This is a genomic window from Maribrevibacterium harenarium, assembly GCF_006385675.1.
Lineage (GTDB): Bacteria > Pseudomonadota > Gammaproteobacteria > Pseudomonadales > Marinomonadaceae > Marinomonas > Marinomonas harenarium.
Genome location: NZ_VFRR01000085.1, coordinates 1 through 3552 on the forward strand (window position 1 = coordinate 1; position 3552 = coordinate 3552).

The 3552-nt window shown below is 51.9% G+C and carries 4 protein-coding genes; all 4 read right to left on the bottom strand.

The annotated features are described in order from the left end of the window. Window positions 1-145: 145 nt before the first annotated feature. Complete coding sequence (gene aadA1 / locus FJM67_RS16995) at window positions 146-937, bottom strand: ANT(3'')-Ia family aminoglycoside nucleotidyltransferase AadA1 (protein WP_001206316.1); 792 nt, start codon at window positions 935-937, stop codon at window positions 146-148. 81 nt (window positions 938-1018) lie between these two features. Then, on the bottom strand, window positions 1019-1435 hold the full coding sequence (locus FJM67_RS17000) for a hypothetical protein (protein ID WP_044501335.1): 417 nt from the start codon (window positions 1433-1435) through the stop codon (window positions 1019-1021). A gap of 96 nt (window positions 1436-1531) precedes the next feature. After that, window positions 1532-2752: an EreA family erythromycin esterase gene (gene ere(A) / locus FJM67_RS17005; protein WP_032084014.1), complete on the bottom strand. Its 1221-nt coding sequence runs from the start codon at window positions 2750-2752 to the stop codon at window positions 1532-1534. A gap of 131 nt (window positions 2753-2883) precedes the next feature. Then, window positions 2884-3438, bottom strand: coding sequence for an aminoglycoside N-acetyltransferase AAC(6')-Ib4 (locus FJM67_RS17010; RefSeq protein WP_003159191.1), 555 nt, complete (start codon window positions 3436-3438; stop codon window positions 2884-2886). Window positions 3439-3552: the final 114 nt, after the last annotated feature.

Below are 3552 nucleotides of genomic sequence, written 5' to 3' on the forward strand. Positions count from 1 at the left end.
TGTAGGGCTTATTATGCACGCTTAAAAATAATAAAAGCAGACTTGACCTGATAGTTTGGCTGTGAGCAATTATGTGCTTAGTGCATCTAACGCTTGAGTTAAGCCGCGCCGCGAAGCGGCGTCGGCTTGAACGAATTGTTAGACATTATTTGCCGACTACCTTGGTGATCTCGCCTTTCACGTAGTGAACAAATTCTTCCAACTGATCTGCGCGGGAGGCCAAGCGATCTTCTTCTTGTCCAAGATAAGCCTGTCTAGCTTCAAGTATGACGGGCTGATACTGGGCCGGCAGGCGCTCCATTGCCCAGTCGGCAGCGACATCCTTCGGCGCGATTTTGCCGGTTACTGCGCTGTACCAAATGCGGGACAACGTAAGCACTACATTTCGCTCATCGCCAGCCCAGTCGGGCGGCGAGTTCCATAGCGTTAAGGTTTCATTTAGCGCCTCAAATAGATCCTGTTCAGGAACCGGATCAAAGAGTTCCTCCGCCGCTGGACCTACCAAGGCAACGCTATGTTCTCTTGCTTTTGTCAGCAAGATAGCCAGATCAATGTCGATCGTGGCTGGCTCGAAGATACCTGCAAGAATGTCATTGCGCTGCCATTCTCCAAATTGCAGTTCGCGCTTAGCTGGATAACGCCACGGAATGATGTCGTCGTGCACAACAATGGTGACTTCTACAGCGCGGAGAATCTCGCTCTCTCCAGGGGAAGCCGAAGTTTCCAAAAGGTCGTTGATCAAAGCTCGCCGCGTTGTTTCATCAAGCCTTACGGTCACCGTAACCAGCAAATCAATATCACTGTGTGGCTTCAGGCCGCCATCCACTGCGGAGCCGTACAAATGTACGGCCAGCAACGTCGGTTCGAGATGGCGCTCGATGACGCCAACTACCTCTGATAGTTGAGTCGATACTTCGGCGATCACCGCTTCCCTCATGATGTTTAACGATAAGCTTTGGGGCGGCTGGAGCGAAGCGTAAGCCGTCCCAGCCGCGATAGCGGCGACAACAGCGCCTGGTTATGCATTTTCGACCTCGATGAACCACTTGGGCTGCATGGCGTCGAAATCCTGACGGATATTGGATGGCAGGTAACTAGCCGAATCCAGCACAAATGGTTGACCTCCCACGCGCTTGAATACAACCCAGTGCCAGAAGTCCTTGCCTTCTTCCTGATGGTGCTTGATAGACAACAACGCCAGATTGGGCAATGCCTCCCAAGATTCAAATGGGGTTTCATCAGCGGAAGTTTTGACACCTGCGCTCGACAACATACGCCGGACATACTGTGTATCTGACCACAGCGATTTGTCCGAAGCATGGATGCCCATAGCATTGGCTACGGCCTTCATCTCTGAGTACGTCTTGCCCAGAATGTTGGCAACCGACGCGATTCCGCATCCCGTGGCTTCCTCCTGAACTACTGGTTCGAGCACTGACTCCCCCTTAATGCATAACGCGCTGATCACCGGCGGTTGAAAACCGTCCGGTGGATTCGCAGGTTATGCTCCCTCATTTTCATTTCCGGTTTCCTATAGGGCAACTAGGCTGTCCTTGCCGGCGCTTGGAACACAGACGATGGCATCAAATGCCTCGCTCAATTTCGTTTTTACAGAGGCGCTTTGAGACCGCATTCGCTTTGCTTCCATGGGGGCATCTGTCAATGTCAGACATGAATTCTCCGTACCACAGGCGTCGATGACATACTGTTCCATACTATCCTCACGGATTGCATCGGCAGGCGTGGTCACAACAGAGAATCCAAGAGGACTGTCGGGCGATGGGAAATGCATTTCCGGCACGGTGGGTCCAAGATGGGTGAATGCAATCGCACGGTAATTCACCCTCTCTGCGAGGTGCTGCCCCATGGGAACAGCCGTAAGCTCGCCTGAAAAGGAGACTGGGGTTTTTTGTAAATGATTGTTGTGCGCCAGCAGAATTATCTTCACATCCGGATTCGCTCGAACCATTCCATCTACTACGCCCGCCATATACGAGTCACGTACGGAAGTATCTCCCTCAAGAGAGGTACCATCGAAGAAAGTTTTCATTATACGCAAGGTTTCCAACGTATACTCTATCGACTCTATTCGATCAGAGGCTTTTCGGAACAAATCGCTGTTGACGTGTTTTTTCAGTACAGGGGCAAGCGACGCCAAGCGGAGCTTCAATCTGGTTACCCCTGAGATAGCTTTCTCCTGCCGAGCCGTTTCTAGCTCCCCCCATTTTGCCGATGAAATAACCGCCGACTGGCCATCAATGGACGCCAACAAGTGAGTCAGCATATCAACGTGCGGTTTCATGAGGTGATCGATGAGCTGGATAATTTCGGCCAATTGCGCTAGGTCGTCCCTTGGGTTCAGGGTGTTGGGTAAGTCGATTCCGACTAACTGCAGTTTTCTTCCTGATTCGCGGAGATATGATTTCAGCCAGATCAGCACTGAGCCATACACAGAAAAGGTCAGGGTATCCGAAAATCGCTCAAGTTCATGAGCACCGGCTGTTGAGTTGAGCCATTCAGATAACCGGGATGCCTGAATCGCCCCACATTCCAAACCAATCGCATTAAAATCATGCCTTTCGACCAAATAGCGGATAAGACTTGCTCTAGCCAGTGAAAACTCCGCGACAAAATGAGCGCCCTCGCCAATGCCGACAATTCGGGCGCCCTCAATTACGGAAGTAAGAATCTCAAACTCATTGAAGTCCAGATTTTGAGGCTGTAAAAGTGTTCTGGTCGTTCTCCACGTCATTATTTTACCTTTGCGTTTATTACTTTAATCGCCATACGTTCGCTTCGCCAACAACCCGGGTCACAGCATAACGTTTGACATGAGGGGCGGCCAAGGGCGCCAGCCCTTGGACGTCCCCCTCGATGGAAGGGTTAGGCATCACTGCGTGTTCGCTCGAATGCCTGGCGTGTTTGAACCATGTACACGGCTGGACCATCTGGGGTGGTTACGGTACCTTGCCTCTCAAACCCCGCTTTCTCGTAGCATCGGATCGCTCGCAAGTTGCTCGGCGACGGGTCCGTTTGGATCTTGGTGACCTCGGGATCATTGAACAGCAACTCAACCAGTGCTCGAACCAGCTTGGTTCCCAAGCCTTTGCCCAGTTGTGATGCATTCGCCAGTGACTGGTCTATTCCGCGTACTCCTGGATCGGTTTCTTCTTCCCACCATCCGTCCCCGCTTCCAAGAGCAACGTACGACTGGGCATACCCAATCGGCTCTCCATTCAGCATTGCAATGTATGGAGTGACGGACTCTTGCGCTAAAACGCTTGGCAAGTACTGTTCCTGTACGTCAGCAAGTGTCGGGCGTGCTTCTTCTCCGCCCCACCACTCGACGATATGAGATCGATTTAGCCACTCATAGAGCATCGCAAGGTCATGCTCAGTCATGAGGCGCAGTGTGACGGAATCGTTGCTGTTGGTCACGATGCTGTACTTTGTGATGCCTAACTTTGTTTTAGGGCGACTGCCCTGCTGCGTAACATCGTTGCTGCTCCATAACATCAAACATCGACCCACGGCGTAACGCGCTTGCTGCTT

What these genes read in the sequence shown, in the direction of transcription:
- aadA1 (WP_001206316.1), bottom strand. Translation starts at nt 937, where the DNA reads ATGAGGGAAGCGGTGATCGCCGAAGTATCGACTCAACTATCAGAGGTA.